At 65.1% G+C, this 19,102-nt stretch carries 21 protein-coding genes and 1 rRNA gene; 6 read left to right on the top strand and 16 right to left on the bottom strand.

The genetic code is table 11. The features are described 5' to 3' along the window. Positions 1-76 (top strand): 5S ribosomal RNA (gene rrf / locus FZZ93_RS18790); the annotation flags it as partial. Between the two features lie 283 nt (positions 77-359). Further along, entirely contained in the window at positions 360-845 is a 486-nt protein-coding gene (locus FZZ93_RS15680) for a hypothetical protein (RefSeq protein ID WP_149323241.1), read from the top strand. Positions 846-950: 105 nt separating this feature from the next. Here the strand turns inward: FZZ93_RS15680 and FZZ93_RS15675 are convergent, their stop codons facing one another. Next, positions 951-1,769 carry a Tim44 domain-containing protein gene (locus FZZ93_RS15675; RefSeq protein WP_149323240.1) on the bottom strand — a complete coding sequence of 273 codons (819 nt, stop codon included), beginning with the start codon at positions 1,767-1,769 and terminating at the stop codon, positions 951-953. 106 nt (positions 1,770-1,875) lie between these two features. Between FZZ93_RS15675 and FZZ93_RS15670 the strand changes: the two genes are divergently transcribed. Further along, positions 1,876-2,451 carry an isochorismatase family protein gene (locus FZZ93_RS15670; protein ID WP_149323239.1) on the top strand — a complete coding sequence of 192 codons (576 nt, stop codon included), beginning with the start codon at positions 1,876-1,878 and terminating at the stop codon, positions 2,449-2,451. Here the strand turns inward: FZZ93_RS15670 and yaaA are convergent. Together yaaA and FZZ93_RS15660 are read right to left on the bottom strand one after the other, a co-directional pair. Continuing rightward, entirely contained in the window at positions 2,448-3,230 is a 783-nt protein-coding gene (gene yaaA, locus FZZ93_RS15665) for a peroxide stress protein YaaA (RefSeq protein WP_149323238.1), read from the bottom strand. The genes FZZ93_RS15670 and yaaA overlap by 4 nt on opposite strands. Positions 3,231-3,319: 89 nt before the next feature. Beyond that, entirely contained in the window at positions 3,320-4,351 is a 1,032-nt protein-coding gene (locus FZZ93_RS15660; RefSeq protein WP_149323237.1) for an NADP(H)-dependent aldo-keto reductase, read from the bottom strand. Between the two features lie 230 nt (positions 4,352-4,581). On the opposite strand from FZZ93_RS15660, the gene FZZ93_RS15655 reads away from it, so the two are divergent. Then, complete coding sequence (locus FZZ93_RS15655; protein WP_149323236.1) at positions 4,582-5,097, top strand: tetratricopeptide repeat protein; 516 nt, start codon at positions 4,582-4,584, stop codon at positions 5,095-5,097. Between the two features lie 228 nt (positions 5,098-5,325). Beyond that, positions 5,326-5,814: a hypothetical protein gene (locus FZZ93_RS15650; RefSeq protein WP_149323235.1), complete on the top strand. Its 489-nt coding sequence runs from the start codon at positions 5,326-5,328 to the stop codon at positions 5,812-5,814. Here the strand turns inward: FZZ93_RS15650 and FZZ93_RS15645 are convergent. From FZZ93_RS15645 to FZZ93_RS15610, 8 genes are all read right to left on the bottom strand, one after another. After that, positions 5,811-6,779 carry an NAD(P)H-quinone oxidoreductase gene (locus tag FZZ93_RS15645; protein WP_149323234.1) on the bottom strand — a complete coding sequence of 323 codons (969 nt, stop codon included), beginning with the start codon at positions 6,777-6,779 and terminating at the stop codon, positions 5,811-5,813. The two genes, FZZ93_RS15650 and FZZ93_RS15645, sit on opposite strands and share 4 nt — an antisense overlap. Positions 6,780-6,789: 10 nt before the next feature. Then, the gene (locus FZZ93_RS15640; RefSeq protein ID WP_149323233.1) at positions 6,790-7,350 is read right to left on the bottom strand and encodes an LOG family protein; all 561 of its coding nucleotides are present in this window, start codon (positions 7,348-7,350) and stop codon (positions 6,790-6,792) included. A 39-nt stretch (positions 7,351-7,389) separates the two neighbouring features. Next, positions 7,390-7,911, bottom strand: a complete 522-nt coding sequence (locus FZZ93_RS15635) for a DUF501 domain-containing protein (RefSeq protein WP_041601845.1) — start codon at positions 7,909-7,911, stop codon at positions 7,390-7,392. Beyond that, positions 7,883-8,209, bottom strand: coding sequence for a hypothetical protein (locus tag FZZ93_RS15630; protein ID WP_149323232.1), 327 nt, complete (start codon positions 8,207-8,209; stop codon positions 7,883-7,885). Before FZZ93_RS15630 ends, FZZ93_RS15635 begins: the two co-directional genes overlap by 29 nt. Before the next feature lie 91 nt (positions 8,210-8,300). Next, on the bottom strand, positions 8,301-8,783 hold the full coding sequence (gene ybaK, locus FZZ93_RS15625; protein ID WP_149323231.1) for a Cys-tRNA(Pro) deacylase: 483 nt from the start codon (positions 8,781-8,783) through the stop codon (positions 8,301-8,303). Further along, positions 8,780-9,190, bottom strand: coding sequence for an acyl-CoA thioesterase (locus tag FZZ93_RS15620; RefSeq protein WP_149323230.1), 411 nt, complete (start codon positions 9,188-9,190; stop codon positions 8,780-8,782). The genes ybaK and FZZ93_RS15620 overlap by 4 nt, the downstream gene beginning before the upstream one ends. Before the next feature lie 87 nt (positions 9,191-9,277). Then, positions 9,278-10,084: a hypothetical protein gene (locus FZZ93_RS15615; RefSeq protein ID WP_149323229.1), complete on the bottom strand. Its 807-nt coding sequence runs from the start codon at positions 10,082-10,084 to the stop codon at positions 9,278-9,280. Positions 10,085-10,112: 28 nt separating this feature from the next. Beyond that, entirely contained in the window at positions 10,113-10,547 is a 435-nt protein-coding gene (locus tag FZZ93_RS15610; RefSeq protein WP_149323228.1) for a hypothetical protein, read from the bottom strand. A 61-nt stretch (positions 10,548-10,608) separates the two neighbouring features. Here FZZ93_RS15610 and FZZ93_RS15605 point away from each other — a divergent pair, with 61 nt between their 5' ends. Next, on the top strand, positions 10,609-11,790 hold the full coding sequence (locus FZZ93_RS15605; RefSeq protein ID WP_149323227.1) for a MalY/PatB family protein: 1,182 nt from the start codon (positions 10,609-10,611) through the stop codon (positions 11,788-11,790). Positions 11,791-11,855: 65 nt separating this feature from the next. On the opposite strand, the gene FZZ93_RS15600 is transcribed toward FZZ93_RS15605, so the two are convergent. The 5 genes from FZZ93_RS15600 to FZZ93_RS15580 form a co-directional block, all read right to left on the bottom strand. Next, positions 11,856-14,702, bottom strand: coding sequence for a valine--tRNA ligase (locus tag FZZ93_RS15600; RefSeq protein WP_149323226.1), 2,847 nt, complete (start codon positions 14,700-14,702; stop codon positions 11,856-11,858). 134 nt (positions 14,703-14,836) lie between these two features. Continuing rightward, a complete protein-coding gene (locus FZZ93_RS15595; RefSeq protein WP_149323225.1) occupies positions 14,837-15,292 on the bottom strand; it encodes a DNA polymerase III subunit chi in 456 nt (151 codons plus the stop codon). 128 nt (positions 15,293-15,420) lie between these two features. Then, positions 15,421-16,161, bottom strand: a complete 741-nt coding sequence (locus FZZ93_RS15590; RefSeq protein ID WP_149323224.1) for an SDR family oxidoreductase — start codon at positions 16,159-16,161, stop codon at positions 15,421-15,423. A gap of 87 nt (positions 16,162-16,248) precedes the next feature. Further along, positions 16,249-17,349, bottom strand: coding sequence for a branched-chain amino acid aminotransferase (locus tag FZZ93_RS15585; protein WP_149323244.1), 1,101 nt, complete (start codon positions 17,347-17,349; stop codon positions 16,249-16,251). Positions 17,350-17,498: 149 nt separating this feature from the next. Further along, a complete protein-coding gene (locus FZZ93_RS15580) occupies positions 17,499-19,019 on the bottom strand; it encodes a leucyl aminopeptidase (RefSeq protein ID WP_149323223.1) in 1,521 nt (506 codons plus the stop codon). Positions 19,020-19,102 lie beyond the last annotated feature (83 nt).

Genomic DNA, 19,102 nt, shown 5'->3' with positions numbered 1-19,102 from the left:
CCGAACTCAGCAGTGAAACCGCTCAGCGCCGATGGTAGTGTGGGAGTTCCCATGCGAGAGTAGGTCATCGTCAGGCATCTATCCCGAGAAAACCCCGACTTCACTGAAGTCGGGGTTTTTTCATGTCTGGAAGAACGAGCTAAAAAAGATGATGATGAACTGGCCGTTCTACCCATGTGTTGGAGTATGTGTCGAGGAATACATGGTGACGCTGCTTGGCGACGCGCTGCTCAAAATGTTGAAGGATCATGGAGCGGGCTCGCAAAGGTCTGAATTGGTTGGCAAGTTGCGGCAAGGACGGCTAGGGTGAACAAGGTAATAACCCGATGGAAATCAACGGTGATCTCAGGAGGAGTACAATGAAACAGCAAATTCTGCGCAAGCTGGCCTTGATGCTGCTGGTCGGTACGGCCACGGCGGGATTGGCGGCCTGCAGCGACGAGGATGCAAGCTCGGAGTCAGCGGGTGAGAACACCGAGCAAGCGGCGGATGATGCCGCGCAGAGCGCCGAGTCGGCGGTGGATGAGGCTGCCGAGGAGACCGAGCAGGCGGCTGACGAGGCGGCAGAAAGTGCCGACCAGACCATGGATGAAGCCGGCGACGCCACAGAAGGTGCGGCTGATGACGCGGAATCCGCCATGGATTCAGCAGCGGAAAGCACCGAAGAAGCCGCTAACGATGCCGGCGAGGCAATGGATTCGGCTGCCGAGAGCGTGGATCAAGCTGTGGAAGATGCCGGTGAGAGCATCGATGAAGCAGCCGACAGCGCCATGGACAGCACCGGTGAAGCGATGGAGGATGCCGGAGAGCAGACTCAGGAAGCCGCCGACGAGGAACAGCAATAAGCTGCCTCTAGCGTGTGCTGTAGCTGTACAGAAAAGGCCGGGCATTTGCCCGGTCTTTCGCGTTGATAGGTACCCTTCGCTGCTGGTGAGGCGACTGCAACGGGATCAGGTAGCGGGGTTCTGTTCGATCCCCTGCACATACCAAGGAGCGCCATCACGGAGATCGCGCTTCAGGTGCCAGGTCTCGTTGAATTCGTTGCGTGCGCCGTTCTCGTCGAGGATGCCGTGGAACAGCACCGTCGCCTCGGCTTGCTGGTCGGCTTCGTGCACACTGCCGAGCTCCGCGACGAGGCGCACGATCTCGGTGTGGTTGTTGGCAGGATGTTGCTCACGCTCCTGGCGCAGCAAGTTGTAGAGCTCCGGGGTAACGTAGTCCTGGATCAGGGTGAAGTCGTTATTGTCCCAGGCGCGCTGTAGCGTCATGAAGTGCTCCTTGGCTCCTCCCAGGAAACGTTCCTTGTCGAACCATGCGGGCTCGCCGCCCAGGTGAGTTGCACTGCCACAGGGCGCGGAGGACTGGAATGCCTGAGCGTCGGCTTCCCGAGGGGCCTGGGAGGTGGTGCCATTCGCGCTCGCCATGGCGGTACGGCGACGGGCCAGCAGGCGGAAAAGCAGGAAGGCGGCGCCGGCGATCAGCAGGATATCCAGCAGGCGCAATTCATCGAAGGCACCACCGAAGAACAGCGAGGCCAGTAGCCCGCCCGCCAACAGGCCGGCGAAGGGTCCGGCGAAGCGCGACAGGCCGCTGGAAGGCTTGCGCTGAGGCGCTGCGGTGGAGCGGGGCGCGCTGGTGTTCTGGGAACTGATAGTTCGAGAATAGCTGCCGACGCTCTTGCCGCCCCCCAGGCGGCGCGCATCGGCATGGTCGACGGCGAGGCCGAAGCCGAACATGCCGACGATGAGCATGACGAGGAAGTGACGCATCGAGGATCTCCGTGGTAGCCGTGGGGCTGGTTGTCTTTCGGAGCTGACATTCTAGCGATTAAGCTGGTGTCGAGCACCGCTTATATCCTTCGTTTTGGAGACCGTCATGCGCATGCACCAGGATACGAGTCTGTTGCTGATCGTCGATCTGCAGGCTGGCCTGCTGCCGGTGCTCGACACCGGCGGACAGGCGGTCGAGGAGGCATCATGGATGGGTGGTGTAGCCGAGGCGCTGGGCGTCCCGGTGTGGCTGACCGAGCAGTATCCAGAAGGGCTGGGGGAGAGTGTGCCGTCCCTGTTGGCGTCGCTCGAGAATCCCCGAGTGTGGCGGAAGACGCATTTCAATGCCTACGCCGAGCCAGATTTCGCCCATGCCCTGGGCGACACCGGGCGCCGGCAGATCGTGCTGTGCGGTGCCGAGGCGCATATCTGTGTCTTGCAGACCGGTCTGGCGCTGCTCGAGGCGGGGTATCGTGTCGCCTGGCTGGCGGAGGCCACAAGTAGCCGGCGCTCGGAAGAGGTGGGCCTGGCGAGGCGCCGGATGGAGCGTGCCGGCGCCCAGGCGGTAAGCGCCGACATGGTGGCCTATGAATGGCTGGAGCGCTGCGACGATGCCCGCTTCAAGGACATCCATCGACGCTTTCTCAAGGAACGCGCGTCGCGTCCCCTGCGTTTCGACTAGGCGCGGTCCCGCTCGTCCCGGCAGAAGACCAAGGTATCGCCTTCCGACATGGCGGCATTGAAGCGATAGCCGGCGACATCGAAATCCTTGAGCGCCTCGGGATCATCCACGCGTTGCCGGATCATCCAGGCGGCCATCAAGCCTCGGGCCTTCTTGGCGTAGAAGCTGATCATCTTGTACTGACCGTTCTTCTCATCCTTGAAGACTGGCGTGATGACCCGGGCATTCAAGCGCTTGGCGTCGATGGACTTGAAATATTCGTTGGAGGCGAGGTTGATAAGGACAGCGCTGCCGCTGTCGGCCACGGCATGCTCGAGAGCACTGGTCAGCTCGTCGCGCCAGAAGGCATACAGGTCCTTGCCGGCGGGATTCGCCAGCTTGGTGCCCATCTCCAGGCGGTAGGGCTGGATGAGATCCAGAGGCCGCAGCAGGCCGTACAGGCCGGAGAGGATCCGGAGGTGGTCCTGAGCGAAGGTATTGTCGGCGTCGTCAAAACGCTCGGCTTCCAGCCCGACATAGACATCGCCCTGGAAGGCCTGGGCAGCTGGCTTGGCGTTGTCCGGGGTGAAGGGCGTGTGCCATTCCGCGAAGCGTGCCGCGTTGAGTCCGGCAATCTTGTCGCTGACCCCCATCAATTCGCTGATCTGCTGAGGCGACAGGTCCCGCAGAATGTCGATCAGTGCCTGGCTACGTTCGAGGTAGTCCGGCTGAGAGTGCCGGGAGGTGGTGGCCGGTGTCTCGAAGTCCAGCTTCTTGGCCGGGGAAATCACGCTCAGCATGGGCGCTCCTGTACCTGGTGAAGTCGGGGAATTATATCAAGGCCACGCCGAGGGCGGGGCTATCGTGCTGATAGCCCCAGGCGTATCGGTCAAGGGCAGGGGTTGGGCAGACGTTGATGCACGTCTTCGATGGCGTTCAGAACCTCGTCACTCAAGTGCAGCGATTCGCTGGCCAGGTTGCTTTCGAGCTGAGCCATGGTGGTGGCACCGATGATGTTGCTGGTCAGGAAGGGGCGGGAGTTCACGAAGGCCAGGGCCATCTGTGCCGGGTCGAGGTCGTGCTCTCGGGCGATGTCCACATAGGCCCGGACCGCCTGTTCGGCCTGTGGTGACGTATAGCGCTGGAAGCGCTCATAGAGGGTCAGGCGGGCACCCTCGGGACGTGCGCCGTCAAGATACTTGCCGGACAGTACGCCGAATCCCAGGGGTGAATAGGCCAGCAGACCGACGTTTTCGCGATGGGCGATCTCGGCCAGGCCGACCTCGAAGGTACGGTTGAGCAGGCTGTAGGGGTTCTGCACCGAGGCGACACGAGGCAGTCCCATGCGGTCGGCCAGGTGCAGGGCATGCATCACTCCCCAGGGCGTCTCGTTGGAGAGCCCGATGGCACGCACCTTGCCGGCCTGCACGAGTTCCTGAAGTGCCGAGAGGCTCTCTTCCAGTGCGACGGCATCTTCTTCTTCATCGGGCTCGTAGCCGAGGCGACCGAAGAAGTTGCTGCGCCGGTCAGGCCAGTGCAACTGATAGAGGTCGACATAATCCGTACGCAGACGCGTCAGGCTGTCGTCGATGGCCTGATGGATCTGATCCCGGGTCAGCCGTGACCCACCACGCAGATGGGCGACGCCCGGTCCAACTGCCTTGGTGGCAAGGATGATGTCGTCCCGGGAGCCGCGCGAGGCGAGCCAACTGCCGATGTAGCTCTCGGTGCGTCCCTGTGTCGCAGCGTCGGGGGGCACAGGGTACATCTCGGCGGTATCGATGAAGTCGATGCCGAAGGACACCGCCCGGTCGAGTTGTTCGTGGGCTTCGGCTTCGCTGTTCTGCTCGCCGAAAGTCATGGTACCGAGACATAGCCGGCTGACCTCGATGCCGGTGTTGCCCAGGGGGCGCGTCTGCATCCGTCACTCCTCACACAGCGGTTGGAAATCGGTTCGACAGGCATGGTAGCCGGGGGAGGCGAGAGCGTAAACGTCGAGGGGTTGAGTCGCTGCGGAGCCAGGCGTATGCTTGCCCTCCCGTTGGCCCGGCGGAGTCCGAATGGCCAGCGAGATATTGGGAACGACGCCGGACACAAGGTGGTGCTCGACGTCACTTTTGCATCGAACCTCAGGAAGCAGGATTGTTTGCCATGCCGCAGGCATCGTCACTGTTTACTCGGCTCGAGTACCGTCTGGCACAACAGCTGGTACATACTCGCTGGTTACCGCGCTCGCCGCGGACCCAGAAGCTGACCATGCATCTCTTCCAGCGATGTGCCGATGCCGGCCATCCCGCTGCCCTCGCACAGTATGGTCACATGCTGTTTCATCGTGGTGTGTCGCCTCAGGACAAGGCCCGTGGCGCACGTTACGTGATCGAGGCCGCGCATGGTGGGGATACCCGTGCCCAGTTTCGCGCCGGGCAGATCCATGAGCATGGGTGTGCCCAGTACCCGCGCCGCGAAGATCATGCCGTGACCTGGTATGCCCGTGCCGGCGAGGCAGGCCATCCAGAGGCCGCCGCACGTCTGGCCCGTGCCTACCGTTGTGGTGAGCTGGGCTTGCCGCTCGATGCCGAACGCACGGCCTACTGGCAGCGCCTGGCCGATCAGCCCTCCGGCTCGCTTGAGTCACTGGACATGTATGAAGCCGGGGCGCGACACTAGAGGGAACGCTGAATAAATCGTCGAGCGTAGTGAAGCGCAAGGCGCACGGAGCACAGAAAGCGAGACATAACAGTTAGTTAGGCGAGCTTTCGAGCACCGCGCGACACAGTGATTTGCACGCGCAGGCATTTAAGCAGTGTTACCCTGGGAGCATGTGTCTCATTGACGAGACTGTGACCACTGGCCGGCACGCCAGCGCGGCGGCCCTCAGCAAGGACTCACCTTCCCGTGACGCTACCGACATTGCTGGATATCGAAGCGTCCGGTTTCGGACGCGGTAGTTACCCCATCGAGATTGGTCTGGCACGGACCGATGGTAGTGTCTGTGCCTTTCTTATCCAGCCTCTCGATGAGTGGACCCACTGGGATCCCAAGGCGGAGCTATTGCACGGTATCTCGCGCGCACGGTTGCAGCGTGAAGGTTATCCGGTCCGCGAGGTGGCCCGTTGGCTCAACGACGAGCTTGCCGATATCGGTATCGCTTATAGCGATAGCTGGGGTTACGACAATACCTGGCTGTCGCTGCTGTTCCACCATGCCGGCATGCTGCCGGCCTTTCGTCTCGAGGCGTTGCGTCGGCTGCTCAGCGAAACCCAGCTCGAGCGCTGGAGCGATACCAAGGAGACGATCATCCACGAGCAGGGCATCCTTCGGCATCGCGCCGGCGAGGATGCCCAGTTGCTGCAGCAGACCTATCAGCGCACGCTCTCGCTCTAGGCACCACTCACTTCCAGCAGCACCTTGCCGGTATTGGCATCGGCGCGCACATGGTCGTGCGCCGTCTCGGCGTCTTCGATGGGCCAGGTGCGGTCGATGAGCGGACGCAACTCGCCCGAGACCAGGCGTGGCCAGACATGCTCGGCCAGCGCGGCGAGGATCCGGCCCTTGGCTTCCGGCGGACGGGCGCGCAGTGTCGAGCCGATCAAGCGCTGACGTTTCATCAGCATGCGGCCCATGTCCAATTCCGCCTGGCGACCGCCCATCATGCCGATGACCACCAGCCGGCCATCCTCGTTGAGCACGCGTTGGTTGTCGGCCAGGTAACTGGCGCCCACCGGATCGAGGATCATGTCGGCACCGCCCCAGCGCTGCACGGCGTCGACGAAGCTGCCCTCATGGCGATTCCAGCCAGCGTCGGCGCCAAGCTCGCGGCAGGCGGCCAGCTTGGCGTCACTGCCTACCGTGACGAAGCACGGATAACCAAAGGCGCGGCATAGCTGGATGGCGGCCGTACCCACGCCACTGGCGCCGGCATGGAGCAGCACCCGGTCGCCAGCGCCCAAGGCACCCTCCATGAACAGGTTGAGCCAGGCGGTGGCGAAGACCTCGGGCAAGGCCGCCGCTTCGCGCAGGGTGAAACCCTCTGGCAACGGCAGGACCTGATGGGCATCGACCACGACCTCCTCGGCATAGCCTCCGCCGGCCAGCAAGGCGCAGACGGGCTGGCCGACGCTCAGCCCGCGGACGTCATCGCCGAGCTCGGTGATCGTGCCGCTGACTTCCAGGCCGAGTACGGGGGAGGCGCCGGGCGGCGGCGGATAATGACCGGCACGTTGCATCAGGTCGGCGCGATTGATGCCGGCCCAGGCCACCTTCAGGCGGACTTCATGGGCGCCGGGGCCGGGAATGGCGGAAGTCTCGTCCCAGACGAGTCGTGCATCGTCGTGTCGTATGGCTCGCATATGACCTCCTTCAGTTGGCATGGGCAGGTATCAGGCGCTGCTCCAGCGCATCGAGAAGACCGGCCGGCGTGGTGGCATCGAGCAGGTTGGCGCGGGTGGCGCGATCGAGGAAACCATGTTCCACGGTGCCGTCGAGAAACGTCAGCAGGGGCGTGTAGAAGCCCTGGGTGTCGAGCAAGCCGATGGGCTTGTCATGCAGGCCCAGGTACTGCCAGGTCCAGGCCTCGAAGAGTTCCTCGAGCGTGCCGATACCGCCGGGAAGGGCGATGAAGGCATCGCTGTGGGCGGCCATGCTGGCCTTGCGTTCATGCATGTTGCGCACCCTAAGCAGCCGCGTCAGGCCCCGGTGGGCCTGTTCGCGCTCGACCAGGTGATCGGGCATCACGCCGGTGACCTCGCCGCCAGCGGCCATCACCTGGTCGGCCAGGGCGCCCATCATGCCGACCCGGGCGCCACCATAGACCAGTGAATGGCCACGAGCGACCAGTTCGTCGCCCAACTGTCGGGCGGCATCGAGGAAGGCCGTGTCGTTGCCGGTCCGCGAGCCGAGATAGACACAGAATGTCGACATCCATTTCTCCTTGATCGAGCCTGCCCAGGTCGGAGCCGTTCAGGGCAGGCAGTCGGCCACGGCGTATTCGTCGTCCAGCCAGCGACCGATGACATTGTCGCCGCACAGATGGTGGGCATACTGGGTGTGCAAGCAGCGCACCTGATCCCAGTTGGCGATGCCGCCGATACCGCGTTCGCGCAGCACGCTCTCGTAGCCGAGGCGCTGGACTTCGTCGCGTTGCGCCGCGCTCATGTAGCGCCAGCGGGCCTCGACGTAATCGGCATGGCTGCGGTGGTAGGCGTGCAGGAAGGCCGGTTCCTCGCGCAGGCGAGCTTCGAGATGCTTGATGACGCCAGCCGCCTCGATGCGTGACAGCTCGGCCTTGAGGCGTTCCGAGCACAGCCAGTAGAGGGTCGGAAAGGGGGCACCATCGACGATGGGAGCCATGCGCAGGACCAGCGGCGTGCCTTCGCCATCGGTGGCGGCCAGCGCTTCGATGCCTCGGGGAGGGCGGCCGAGCTGCTCGGTGATGATGGCCAGTTGCCGGTCGTCAGGCATCGTGTCGGGTCGGATCACCATCGTTGTCGTCTCGTATGAACTTGTTCGAGCGGCCCACGGCGCGGAAGAAGGTCCGGTTGAGCTGTTCCGGCGTGGGCGCATAGCGCCAGTTGCGGTCACAGTAATCGACGGCCCGTGCCATCAGCACGTCGTAGAGGCGATTGAACGGCGCATCATAATCGTAAGGGTCTTCCCCGAACAAGCGAATGTGCGGGTAGTCGGCGAAGCGTTCCATGAAGTAACGCTCCAGGTCGGCTTCCACGGCATGGTGGCGGGCGACGTTTTCCGGGTCGAGCCAGAGATCGTAGCGGATGGCCATCATCGGCTCCCTTGTGGGTGAATGGGCTCGATGTCATCGAGAGGCCGTACGGTTGAGACCATGGGGCGGTCGATTCGGCTCGAGCCTTGGCTTATGGGGTCGCTCGAGAACGTGACAGCGGCGCGAAGCGTGCGTTCAGCAGTGCCACGAGGTCGTTCGGCGCGAGGCGGATTTCCAGGCCGCGGCGCCCGCCGCTGACATGGATGGCCTCCAGGGGTTCGGCACTGGCATCGACGAAGGCGGGCAGTCGTTTCTTCTGCCCCAGCGGGCTGATGCCGCCCACCACGTAACCGGTGGCGCGTTCGGCCGCGTCGGCCTCGGCCATCTTCGCCTTGCGGGCGCCGGCGGCCCGGGCCAGGGCCTTGAGATCGAGCTGCGTGGGCACCGGGACGATGGCCATGACCAGCCGGCCGTCATCGAGACAGGCCAGCAATGTCTTGAAGACTTCCTCGGCAGGCAGCCCCAGGGCGCGCGCGGCTTCCTCGCCGTAGGCAGGGCTGCGCGGATCGTGCTCGTAGGTCGCCAGCGAGAAATCCACATCGGCCTTTTCCAGGGCCTTCACCGCCGGGGTCATGCGTCTTCGCTCTCCGTCTGCTGCAGGTGTTCCGCCAGGGCTTCGCGCAGCGAGCCCTCGAGGGGCACGGCGCGCTTGGTCTCATGATCGAAGTGGACCAATACGATATGTCCCACATTGGTCAGTGTACCCGATTGATGCGCCTCCTGGGTCACGGTGAAGGAGCTGTTGCCGAGGCGCGAAAGATAGGTGCGGATCTCGATGTCGGTGCCATAGTGCAGCTCGGCGCGATAGTCGATCTCCATGCGGGCCATAATCAGTCGCCAACGGCGTGGATCGAGGTCCGGGGTGAACAGCTTGAAGAGATCGTTGCGGGCCAGTTCGAACCAGGCGGGCAGTCGGGTGTTGTTGACGTGGCCCAGGGCATCGGTGTCGTAGAAGGCCGGCTCGATGGTGCGTACGAACATGGAGGTTCCTCGTCGGGGGCTCGGGGAATGCGTTCCACAGGCGTGAGCGAAGACTATAGCATTGAGTCGAGCAAGCGCTCGGTCAAGTCATGCTTCACGTCGATGCCGCCACCAGGCTTGGCCACGGGTCCATGCCAGCAGCCAGAGCGTGGCCGCGGCGAAGCCGGCCAGGGTGCCCCAGGCGAGCCCTAGCGGAACATAGGTCAGCGAGACGCAGAGGGCATAGCACAGCAACGAGCCGAGACCGGCGGGATAGTGTTTGATGACCGTGGCGACTGGTGCGGCGCCGTGGGTCAGGTGCAGAATCACCAGAAAGGGATACATGGTCACCGGAAAGGCAGCCATCACGCCGGCCCAGGCCGAGGGCACCACATGGGCGAGACCGGTGATCAGGAAGATGATGCCGGCGGCGAGGCCGGCACGCAGCGCGAGCGCCGGCCAGGAGAAGCCGCCGCGAGGCGGGGCGGCGGTTTCCGGGACATGACGATACAGGCGCATGAAGATCAGGATCGCCGCCAGGGTGATCAGGGTGCCGCCGAGACGGTTGACGTCGAACCGGGTCAGCAGCAGGCCGGCGACGGCCCAGGCGACGAGGCCGCCAGCGGTGCCGGCGAGAACGCCTGGCAGGCCGTTACGGCGGGCACACAGCAGATAGCCGCCGCCCAGGGCCAGGGTGGCCGAAAAGCCGGCCAAGGTATGCACGGCACTTTCGGCGGCGAAGCTCGGTGAGATCTCCAGGCCGATGAAGAACAGGGCAATGGCCGTGCCCAGGGGATAGCCCGAAAGCAGGCCGGCAGCCCGGGTGCTGAGGCGTTCGGCGACGACGGAAAGCCCCAGCACGACGCCGATCGAGACCAGCAGCTTGGCCAGTTGCCAACCGAACGGAACATCCATGACGTTATCCTTTTCCCTGTGAAGCGCGTCAAACGAGACGCAATCCTTGCTGATCCACCCAGGCGGCCTTGAGGGCGGCGTCCAGGGGCGCGCGCAAGTGATCCGGCAGGCCGGCCATGGCCGCATCGTAATCGTCGACCTGGCGATTGCGCAGCCAGCAGTAGGCCCAGGCACAGGCCTCGTCGTCATCGGCGGGCTGCGGCCGTGCCGGCATCTGGACCAGCAGGAATACCGCCGTGCGTCCCGCCCAGAGCGGTATCTCGTCGTGTCGCTCGGCGTCGCACCAGGCTTCGAGGGTGGCGCCGCTGGGCGTTGCCTCGGGTTCGCCGAGCTTGGCGACCCGGGCGGTCTCGGCGAGGATCAGGGCCAGGCGATCGGTATCACCCTGGCCGAGTGCCAGCCACTGGGCGATGACCGCTGGCAGGCCGCGGCGAACCTTGGCATAGAAGCTGCTTTGGGGCATGGTTTCATTCATTCTCTAGGGCGTCATTCGGCGCCCGATCAGGTACAAGGATGGCCTCTGCATGACCTCGACATTCGATTTTGCCACGCCCATCGATCGGCGGCATCCCAGCGATGGCGACTGGCCGTCGCAGAAGTGGCACCGCTTCGGCGCTGACGTGCTGCCGTTATGGGTGGCCGACATGGACTTTCGTTCGCCGCCGGCGGTGATCGAGGCGCTGCGGGCCCGGGTCGATCATGGCGTCTATGGCTATGGTCTGGTGCCGAACAGCCTGCGCGAGACGCTGTGCGAATGGAGCGCCGAACATTACGGCTGGTCCATCGAGCCCGACTGGCAACTATGGCTGCCGGGTGTCGTGCCGGCCCTGCACATGGCCAGCCTGGCGCTTACCGAGCCCGGTGACGGCGTGCTCACGGTGACGCCGATCTATCCACCTTTCCTGCAGGTGGCGCGGCGTACCGGCCGCGAGCCCCAGCAGGCCGCCATGCGGCCACCCGAGACGCCCGACGGCGACTGGCGGCTCGATCTCGAGGCCCTGGAGGCGGCCATCACACCTTGTACCCGGTTGCTGCTGTGGTGCCATCCCCACAACCCCACCGGGCGCGTCTGGAGCGCTGCCGAACTGGAAGGGCTGGCGGCACTGGTCGAACGCCACGACCTGCTGGTCGTCTCCGACGAGCTGCATTGCGACCTGCTGCTCGACGACGGCGCCCGGCATCGTCCGCTGGCGGCGATGTTCCCGGCGCTTGCCGAGCGCACCCTGACGCTCTGGGCGCCTTCCAAGACCTTCAACCTGGCGGGGCTGACCACGGCCTGTGCGGTGATTCCCGATGCCGGCCTGCGCCGGCGCTTCGCCGAGCAGGCCAAGGGGCTCCAGCCCGACGGCAACGTGCTGGGCCTGGTGGCTGCCGAGGCCGCCTATCGCCATGGCGAGCCCTGGCGGCAGGCGCTGCTCGAGACCCTGCGCGGCCATCGTCGCCGGCTGGCGGAACACGTCGCGAGTTGGCCCGGCGTGAGGATGGCCGCGCCGCAGTCGACCTATCTGGCCTGGCTGGACCTGCGCGAGGCCCCGACGCTACAGGACGCCGACTCGCCCCAGCGCGCCCTGCTGGAGCGCGCCGGGGTGGCGCTCTCGGATGGCGCCGACTTCGGCTGGCCCGGCTTCGCCCGGCTCAACTTCGGCACCACCGCCGAGCAGTTGGAGGCGGCGCTGGAACGCATGGACACGCTATTGAAAGGCTGAAAGGCGAGGGGCAGCGCACGGCGCGTGATGCCTTGTGCCGTGCGCTGCCAGCGGAGTACAGCGATTCAGAGCGCGGCGATCTTGTCGTGCTGTTCGACCAGTAGCCGCCGGTTGGCGCTGAGGTCGTCGAGCTTGTCGCGTTCCTTTTGCACCACCGCTTCGGGGGCCTTGGCGACGAAACTCTCGTTGCCGAGCTTCTTCTCGATGCCGCCGATCAGCTTGTCCTGCTTGTCGATCTCCTTGGCCAGGCGAGCCAGTTCGGCCTCCTTGTCGATCAGCCCGGCCATGGGTACCAGCACTTCCATGTCGCCCACCAGTTGCGTGGCCGCCAGGGGCGCCTCTGCGGGATCGTCGAGCCAGTCCAGGCGCTCAAGCTTGGCCAGTTTGGCGAGGAACGGCCGATTGGCTTCCAGCCGTTCGCGGTCGCTGGCGTCTCCCTTGGTCAGCAGGGCCGCCAGCGGCTTGCCGGGCGCGATGTTCAGCTCGGCACGGATGTTGCGGATCGCCACGATCACGCCCTTGAGCCACTCGATGTTGCGGGTGGCGGCCTCGTCGACGCGGGCTTCGTCGGCCTCCGGCCAGGCATGGACCATCAAGGAATCGCCTTCGCCGCGATAGGTGCCGGCCAGGGGCGCGACGCGCTGCCAGATCTCCTCGCTGATGTAGGGCATCATCGGATGCGCCAGGCGCAGGATGGCCTCCAGCACCCGCACCAGGGTGCGGCGGGTGCCGCGCTGCGATGCAGGCGTGGCGTCGTCGTCCCAGAGCACCGGTTTGGAGAGCTCCAGGTACCAATCGCAGTACTCGTTCCAGATGAACTCGTACAGCGCCTGGGAGGCATGGTCAAAACGATATTCTTCCATGGCCCGGGTCACCTGGGCTTCGGTCTGCTGCAGGCGCGAGATGATCCAGCGATCGGCCAGCGACAGCTCGACCTCGCTGCCATCGGCACCGCAATCCTGGCCTTCGGCATTCATCAGCACATAGCGCGAGGCGTTCCACAGCTTGTTGCAGAAGTTGCGGTAGCCGTCCAGGCGGCCCATGTCGAACTTGATGTCGCGACCGGTGGTGGCCTGGGAGAGGAAGGTGAAGCGCAGAGCATCGGTGCCGTGGGACTCGATGCCCTCGGGGAACTCCTGACGCGTGGCCTTGGCGATGGCCTTGGCCTTCTGTGGCTGCATCATGTTGCCGGTGCGCTTCTCGACCAGGCTCTCCAGGCCGATGCCGTCGATCAGGTCGATGGGGTCGAGGACGTTGCCCTTGGATTTGGACATCTTGTTGCCCTGGCCGTCGCGCACCAGGCCATGCACATAGACCTGCTTGAAGGGCACCTCGCCGGTGAACTCCAGAGTCAGCATGATCATCCGGGCAACCCAGAAGAAGATGATGTCGAAGCCGGTGACCAGCACGCTGGTGGGGTGGAAGGTCTCCAGAGCCTCGGTCTTCTCGGGCCAGCCGAGGGTGCCGAAGGTCCACAGCCCGGAGCTGAACCAGGTGTCGAGGACATCCTCGTCCTGGGTCAGGGGCATGTCGGCGGGCAGACCATGCTTGTCGCGGGCCTCGGCCTCGGTGCGGGCTACGTAGACGTTGCCGTCGGCGTCGTACCAGGCCGGGATGCGGTGGCCCCACCATAGCTGGCGCGAGATGCACCAGTCCTGGAGGTCGCGCATCCAGGAGAAGTACATGTTCTCGTAATTCTTCGGCACGAACTCGATGTCGCCGTTCTCGACCGCGGCGATGGCCGGCTTGGCGAGGTTTTCCACGGCCACGAACCACTGATCGGTGAGATAGGGCTCGATGACATCGCCGGAACGATCGCCGAAGGGCAGGGTATTGTTGACCGTTTCGGTGCGTTCGAGCAGGCCGGCGGCCTCCATGTCGGCGACGATGCGCTCGCGGGCCTCGAAGCGCGAGAGGCCGGCATAGGCGGACGGCAGGCTGGTATCGATGTCGCTCAGCGGACGGCCCTGGAGATCGAAGGTCTCGGCACGCTCGAGGATGACCGCGTCCCGGGAAAAGACGTTGATCAGCGGCAGCTCGCAGCGCTTGCCGACCTCATAGTCGTTGAAGTCGTGGGCCGGGGTGATCTTCACGCAGCCCGAACCCTTCTCCATGTCGGCGTGTTCGTCGGCGACGATGGGAATGCGGCGGCCGACCAGAGGAAGGTCGACGAACTTGCCGATCAGCGAGGCGTAGCGCGGATCCTCCGGGTTGACCGCCACGGCACTGTCGCCGAGCAGGGTTTCGGGACGGGTGGTGGCGACGACCAGATGATCGAGTCCCGCCTCGGTGGTGACGCCGTCGGCCAGCGGGTAGCGGAAGTGCCAGAACTGACCCTGCTGATCGCGATTTTCCACCTCGAGATCGGAGATGGCGGTATGCAGGGTGGGATCCCAGTTGACCAGCCGCTTGCCGCGATAGATCAGGCCCTTGTCGAACAGCTGCACGAAGACTTCCTGGACCGCCTTGTAGAAGCCGTCGTCCATGGTGAAGCGCTCGCGGGACCAGTCGACGCTGGCGCCCATGCGGCGTAGCTGGCGAGTGATGTGCCCACCGGACTCGTGCTTCCATTCCCAGATCTTGTCGGTGAAGGCCTCGCGTCCCAGGTCATGGCGGCTCTTGCCTTCCTCGGCGGCGACCTTGCGCTCCACCAGCATCTGGGTGGCGATGCCGGCGTGGTCGGTGCCCACCTGCCAGAGGGTGTTGCGGCCCTGCATGCGCCGCCAGCGCGTCAGGGTATCCATGATGGTGTCCTGGAAGGCGTGGCCCATGTGCAGACTGCCGGTGACATTGGGCGGCGGGATCATGATGGAGTAGGGCTCTCCCTCGCCGGAAGGGGCGAAGTGGCCATCCTCTTCCCAACGCTGATACCAGCGGTTCTCGATCTGCTCGGGTTGGTAGGTCTTGTCCATGGGCGGTTCCGGATCCAGAAATGGTCGCCACCGGCGTGGTGGCCGGGTGGCGGGAATCGTCGAAAAATGGGCTCGATTATAGCCTGATGAGTGCCCGGGCGTCAGCCTGGCCACCGATGGAGCGCCAGGGGGAGTTAGCCGTGGTTGCCCTGACCGGGCAGCTGATGGGCTTTTACTGGATAACCGCGCTTCTTGTAGGTCTGCCAGCAGTCGCGCTTGGCGGTCAGCACTTCCTGATGCTGGTTGATGATCTCGGCGACCCGCTCGAAACGCGAGAACCACTCCGGGATGCCGGGGTGCAGGTTGAGCATCGCCTGGGTGCCTGGTTCGCCGGGCGCGGGTGGTTCCCCCCAGCCGATGGTCGCCGGGACGCTGTCGGCCTGCTCGCTGTCCAGCAGGGCGTGGGGCAGGTAGGCGTCGGGCCGGAAGTCCCACAGGCGCTCGTCGAGGACTCGGGCCATGGCCTCGTCTTCCGCATGCAGGTGCAGCCGATAGCCCTTGTTGACGATAGTCTCGGCCAGCCGGCAGGCGAACTCGAGACGCGCATCGAGGGTGGTGTCGGGCAGGATGTAGAAATCGACTTGGGTCATGGGTTCCCGCCCCGGCTGCGCCGGGAGTTATCAGAAATAAGAGGGAAGCAGGAAGAGAAATTCATCTGATTTCTTCAAGGGGCGTAGCACCGTTCTTCCTTCTTCAAGCCGCGCAGCGGCGTACTTGTTTATACCCCTCCGTCGATATCGACCAGGGCACCGGTGGTGAAGCCGGCGTCGGCGAGCCACAGCACGCCCTCGGCGATTTCCTCGGGTTCGCCGATGCGCCCCATGGGGATGACCGAGCCGGCAACGTCGGTTTTTTCCGGGTTGCCGCCACTGGCGTGGATGGTGGTGCGAACCACGCCGGGACGTACGGTGTTGACACGAATGCCGTCGCCGGCGACTTCCTTGGACAGTCCTTCGGTCATGGTATCGATGGCGCCCTTCGAGGCGGCGTAGTCGACGTATTCGTCGGCACCGCCCAGGTGAGACGCCGCCGAGCCGACATTGACGATGGCGCCGCCCTGGCCGCCGTGACGCTTGGCCATGCGCTTGATGGCCTCGCGGGCGCAGATGAACGGTCCGGTCACGTTGATGCGCATCATGCGATCGATGCGCTCGGCGTCCATGTCCTCGACGCGGCAGACCTGGTCGACCACGCCGGCGTTGTTGACCAGTACGTCGAGGCGGCCCAGCTCCCGGTCCACGGTCTCGAACATGGCAAGGATATCGGCCTCGACGGCGACATCGGCCCGTATGGCGATGGCGCGCCCGCCTGCGGCTTCGATGTCCGCGACGACGCCCTCGGCCGCGGCCTTGTCACTACGGTAGTTGACGGCCACCGCATAGCCGCGCTGGGCGGCGAGTCGGGCGGTGGCGGCGCCGATTCCGCGGCCGGCACCGGTAATCAGCATCACTTTCGACATTTTGGCCTCTTGACGGAGAAACTTGACGAGAAAATGTGCAGGGCACGGCCTGCGAGAGAGGCGACCGTGCCATGGTGTGCATGGGGATCAGGCCAGACGCGTCAGCCAGCCACGGGTGTCTTCGCGACGTCCGTACTGCAGGTCGAGCAGGTGGCTGCGCAGGCGCTTGGCGACCTCGTTGTCACCGCCCGCACTGAGGCGGATCGAGCCTTCCTCGGTGACCAGCTCGCCCACCGGGGTGATCACCGCGGCGGTGCCGCAGGCGAAGACTTCGGTGATCTCGCCGTTGGCCGCACCCTCGCGCCATTCGTCGATACTGATCGGGCGTTCCTCGGGGGTCAGCCCCTCGTCGCGTGCCAGGGTCAGCACCGAGTCGCGAGTCACGCCCTCGAGGATGGTGTCGGTGAGTCGCGGGGTGACCAGGCGGCCGTCGCGGTAGACGAAGAACAGGTTCATGCCGCCGAGTTCCTCGATCCACTTGTTCTCGGCGGCGTCGAGGAAGGCCACCTGGCTGCAGTCGTGCGCCTCGGCCTCCTTCTGGGCGGCCAGGGAGGCGGCGTAGTTGCCGCCGCACTTGGCGAAGCCGGTGCCCCCGGCGGCGGCGCGCTTGTACTGGGACGAAAGCCAGATCGACACCGGTGCCACGCCACCCTTGAAGTAGGCGGCCGCCGGCGAGGCGATCACGTAGTAGTCGACTTCATGGGCGGGGCGTACGCCGAGGAAGGTCTCGCTGGCGATCATGAAGGGGCGCAGGTAGAGGCTGGATTCCTCGGTGGCACTGGCCGGCGTCGGCACCCAGGCGTGGTCCTGGGACAGCAGTGCCTTGAGCGAGCCGATGAAGTCCTCGTCGGACAGCTCCGGCAGGGCCAGGCGGCGCGCCGAGCGACGGAAACGCTCGGCATTCTTTTCCGGACGGAAGGCCCAGACCGAGCCGTCGTCGTGACGATAGGCCTTGATGCCCTCGAAGATTTCCTGGGCATAGTGCAGTACGGCGGCGGCGGGATCGAGGGTCAGCGGGCCGTAAGGGCGCACCTCATGGCCATGCCAGCCGGCGTCAGCGGTCCAGCGCACATGGGCCATGTGGTCGGTGAAGTAGCGACCGAAACCGGGGTTGGCGAGGATGTCGTCACGGATATGGGCTGCCTTGGCGTCGGTGGACGGCAGCACGGAAAAGCGTTCTGTGGGCACGGCAATGAATCTCCGCTGTGCCCGAGGTGCGGTTGGCGCCTCGGGGCGATACTGAAACACCGGACCGGCGGTGCCGGCCCGGTGCATGATGGTCGGCTCCTTTCATGAAAAAGTCGCCGCGCGGAAAAGGCAAGACCCGCGGTGACGGATCAGTCCTCGCCGACCTCGACCTGGCTATCGGAAGAGCGGTCCAGCAGGTACTGGGTGAGCAGGCTCACCGGCCGGCCCGTGGCGCCTTTCTGCTTGCCGGAATGCCAGGCGGTGCCGGCGATATCCAGGTGTGCCCAGGGATATTTGTCGGCAAAGCGTGACAGGAAGCAGCCCGCGGTGATGGTGCCCGCCGGGCGGCCGCCGATGTTGGCCAGGTCGGCGAAGTTGGAGTCCAGTTGCTCCTGGTACTCGTCCCACAGCGGCATGTGCCAGGCGCGATCCCAGGCGGTCTCGCCGGCGTCGAGCAGGTCCAGCGCCAGGTCGTCGTCGTTGGACATCAGACCGGTGGCATGATGGCCCAGCGCGATGATGGCGGCACCGGTCAGGGTGGCAATGTCGACCACGCTGGCAGGCTCGAAACGTTCGGCATAGGTCAGCGCATCGCACAGCACCAGACGGCCTTCGGCGTCGGTGTTGAGGACTTCCACCGACAGGCCCTTGAGCGTCTTGATGATGTCGCCGGGCTTGGTGGCCAGGCCGTCGGGCATGTTTTCGGCGCTGGCGACGACGGCTACCAGGTTGATCTTCGGACGGATGGCGAGCACGGAGGTGACGGCACCGAATACGCTGGCCGCGCCACACATGTCGAACTTCATCTCGTCCATGCCTTCGCCCGGCTTGAGCGAGATGCCGCCGGAATCGAAGGTGATGCCCTTGCCGACCAGCACGTGGGGGGCCTCGTCAGGGTCGTCCGCGCCCTGGTATTTCATCACGATGAGGCGCGATGGTTCAGCACTACCGCGGCCCACGCTGAGCAGGCTGTGGGCGCCGAGTTCTTCCAGGGCCTGTTCGTCGAGAACCTCGGTGGTCAGCGCGCCCTTGGCGTTGGCAGCCATCTGCTCGGCTCGTTCGGCCAGGTAGCTTGGCGTGCAGACGTTACCGGGCAGGTTGCCGAGAGTGCGAGCGACGTTGATGCCCTGGCCGATGCCATCGCCGATGCGGCCACCCTCGCGAGCGGCGTCGGAATTGCCACCCTCGCTGACCAGCAGGGTCACGCGCTCGAGCGGCGGCACGGGGGCCGGTTCGGACTTGAAGTCGTTGAAGCGGTAGACGGCGCGATGGGCCGCTTCGGCCACCATGCGAGCCTTCCAGTCGCAGGCGCGGTCGGGAACCGGGACGTCGTTGAAGGCGACGGTGGCGTCATCGGCGGGCAGCGCGGCCAGGGCGCCGAAGGCAGCATCGACGGCCTTGCGGAAGGCGCCTTCCTGGCACTTCTCGCGGCTGCCCAGGCCAACCAGCATCAGGCGGTCGGCATTGAGGCCGGGAGCGAAGGGAATCAACTGGACGTTGCCCAGGCGCGCGTCGAAGTCGCCGCGCTCGATCAGTTGGCCGATCAGCCGCTCGCTGGCATCGTCGAGCTTGGCGGCAGCGGGCAGTAGATCGCCATCCTTGAACACCGGTACCACAAGGCAGGCCGTCTCGATCTTGGCGGGATTGGCCGTCTGAACTGGGAATTCCATGGTGTCTCCACAAGACAAGCGGTGGGGGATTCTGGATAATGCCGGCACATTGCCGAGTCGTCCCAGTGTACCCAAGGCCGGGC

The organism is Halomonas eurihalina (genome assembly GCF_008274785.1).
GTDB classification, from domain to species: domain Bacteria; phylum Pseudomonadota; class Gammaproteobacteria; order Pseudomonadales; family Halomonadaceae; genus Halomonas; species Halomonas eurihalina.
The sequence above is the reverse complement of the archived record's forward strand: the minus strand, read 5'-3'. Positions and strand labels throughout refer to the sequence as shown.

Excerpts from the sequence above, each read along its gene's own strand:
- FZZ93_RS15620 (WP_149323230.1), bottom strand. The coding sequence starts at position 9,190 with ATGTTCGTACGCACCATCGAGCCGGCCTTCTACGACACCGATGCCCTG.
- FZZ93_RS15600 (WP_149323226.1), bottom strand. The coding sequence starts at position 14,702 with ATGGACAAGACCTACCAACCCGAGCAGATCGAGAACCGCTGGTATCAG.
- FZZ93_RS15605 (WP_149323227.1), top strand. The coding sequence starts at position 10,609 with ATGACCTCGACATTCGATTTTGCCACGCCCATCGATCGGCGGCATCCC.
- FZZ93_RS15640 (WP_149323233.1), bottom strand. The coding sequence starts at position 7,350 with ATGTCGACATTCTGTGTCTATCTCGGCTCGCGGACCGGCAACGACACG.
- ybaK (WP_149323231.1), bottom strand. The coding sequence starts at position 8,783 with ATGACCCCGGCGGTGAAGGCCCTGGAAAAGGCCGATGTGGATTTCTCG.
- FZZ93_RS15670 (WP_149323239.1), top strand. The coding sequence starts at position 1,876 with ATGCGCATGCACCAGGATACGAGTCTGTTGCTGATCGTCGATCTGCAG.
- FZZ93_RS15660 (WP_149323237.1), bottom strand. The coding sequence starts at position 4,351 with ATGCAGACGCGCCCCCTGGGCAACACCGGCATCGAGGTCAGCCGGCTA.
- FZZ93_RS15630 (WP_149323232.1), bottom strand. The coding sequence starts at position 8,209 with ATGGCCATCCGCTACGATCTCTGGCTCGACCCGGAAAACGTCGCCCGC.
- FZZ93_RS15580 (WP_149323223.1), bottom strand. The coding sequence starts at position 19,019 with ATGGAATTCCCAGTTCAGACGGCCAATCCCGCCAAGATCGAGACGGCC.
- FZZ93_RS15655 (WP_149323236.1), top strand. The coding sequence starts at position 4,582 with ATGCCGCAGGCATCGTCACTGTTTACTCGGCTCGAGTACCGTCTGGCA.
- FZZ93_RS15675 (WP_149323240.1), bottom strand. The coding sequence starts at position 1,769 with ATGCGTCACTTCCTCGTCATGCTCATCGTCGGCATGTTCGGCTTCGGC.
- FZZ93_RS15610 (WP_149323228.1), bottom strand. The coding sequence starts at position 10,547 with ATGCCCCAAAGCAGCTTCTATGCCAAGGTTCGCCGCGGCCTGCCAGCG.
- FZZ93_RS15595 (WP_149323225.1), bottom strand. The coding sequence starts at position 15,292 with ATGACCCAAGTCGATTTCTACATCCTGCCCGACACCACCCTCGATGCG.
- FZZ93_RS15590 (WP_149323224.1), bottom strand. The coding sequence starts at position 16,161 with ATGTCGAAAGTGATGCTGATTACCGGTGCCGGCCGCGGAATCGGCGCC.
- FZZ93_RS15645 (WP_149323234.1), bottom strand. The coding sequence starts at position 6,779 with ATGCGAGCCATACGACACGACGATGCACGACTCGTCTGGGACGAGACT.
- FZZ93_RS15680 (WP_149323241.1), top strand. The coding sequence starts at position 360 with ATGAAACAGCAAATTCTGCGCAAGCTGGCCTTGATGCTGCTGGTCGGT.
- FZZ93_RS15635 (WP_041601845.1), bottom strand. The coding sequence starts at position 7,911 with ATGGTGATCCGACCCGACACGATGCCTGACGACCGGCAACTGGCCATC.
- yaaA (WP_149323238.1), bottom strand. The coding sequence starts at position 3,230 with ATGCTGAGCGTGATTTCCCCGGCCAAGAAGCTGGACTTCGAGACACCG.
- FZZ93_RS15615 (WP_149323229.1), bottom strand. The coding sequence starts at position 10,084 with ATGGATGTTCCGTTCGGTTGGCAACTGGCCAAGCTGCTGGTCTCGATC.